We start from the raw sequence: 1185 nt of genomic DNA, 5'->3' as shown, positions 1-1185 counted from the left end.
TCGGCAGAGCGCGACCTCGAAAGCGCCCTCGAAACCGCCCAGCTCGCCGCCGCCGCCCTGCACGCCGCCACCACACCCACCGCGCCCGTCACTTCCGGAGGTTCGTAATGCACGCTCGACCGCACGCGCTCGCCAGCATCCCCCTCACCGCCCTCCTGCTCGTCGGCGCGGCGCACGCGCAGACCGTCACGCCCCGCACGCTGGAGGAGAGCGTCACGCTCGCGCTGCGCGCGGGTCCCGACGTGGCGAGCGCCCGCGCCAGCCTCTCGGACGCGCAGACGAACCTCTCGGCCCTCAGGGCCGACCCCAGCGCCCTGCTGCCCGACACCACGCAGGCGCAGCAGGCCGTGACGCTCGGGACGGCGCAGCTCGCCGGGACCCGCATGACCGTCATGCAGAACGTCGTGAACGCCTACCTCAACCTGTACGAGACGCAGCGGAACGTGGCCCTGCTGCAGTCGCAGGCGGAACTCGACGCGAAGAACGTGCAGGTCGCGCAGGCGAAGCTGCAGGCCAGGAGCGGCACCAGCCTCGACGTCGCGAAGGCGCAGAACACGCTCGGCACGACCCGTCAGAACCTCGCCAACGCGCAGGCGCAGCTCACGGTGCAGGCCAGCGCCCTCGCCAAGCTCTTCGGGCAGACGGGCGCCGCCGTGAAGACGCCGCCCGCGCCGCCCGCGCTGAAGGTGACGCTCGCGTCCCTCTCGCAGGGCCTGGAGTCGCGGCTGCCGACGCTCGTGAGTGCGAAGAACGCCGCAGACCTCGCCGACCTCAACGTGAAGCTCAGCGACAACGACTACACCCCGCGCCTCACCCTGGAGAGCGCGCGGACGAAGGCGCAGAACGCGCAGCGTGACCTCGAGAACGCCCGCAGGAGCGCCACGAACGCCCTCACGGACGCCTACCGCGCCGCGCAGGACGCCGCCGAGCGCGTTTCCCTCCAGCAGAAGAACCTCGCCAACGCGCAGAGCACCCTCAATCAGGCGAACGTCCGCTACAGGAGCGGCGTGATCAGCAGGCTGGAGCTCGACACGACCGCCCAGACCGTCGAGAGCGCCCGCTTCGCACTCACGCAGGCCCAGGACGCGTCCTGGAAGGCCCTCGCGGCGCTCGGCGCGGCGTCCGGCGTGGACGTCGCGGGCCTCATGGACGGCGCGTCGTGAGCGCCGTGCGCAAGACGCCCGC

At 72.3% G+C, this 1185-nt stretch carries 1 protein-coding gene; it reads left to right on the top strand.

Going from position 1 to position 1185, the window contains the following annotated elements:
- Window positions 1-107 precede the first annotated feature (107 nt).
- A complete protein-coding gene (locus tag DEIPI_RS0123035; RefSeq protein ID WP_045235016.1) occupies window positions 108-1163 on the top strand; it encodes a TolC family protein in 1056 nt (351 codons plus the stop codon).
- The last annotated feature ends 22 nt before the right edge of the window (window positions 1164-1185 follow it).

The sequence above is a fragment of the Deinococcus pimensis DSM 21231 genome (assembly GCF_000519345.1).
In the GTDB taxonomy this organism is placed as follows: domain Bacteria; phylum Deinococcota; class Deinococci; order Deinococcales; family Deinococcaceae; genus Deinococcus_A; species Deinococcus_A pimensis.
Note: the sequence above shows the minus strand (reverse complement) of the source record. Positions and strands in the feature narration are given on the sequence as shown.

Coding starts and splice junctions, on each gene's coding strand:
- DEIPI_RS0123035 (WP_045235016.1), top strand. CDS start 108: ATGCACGCTCGACCGCACGCGCTCGCCAGCATCCCCCTCACCGCCCTC.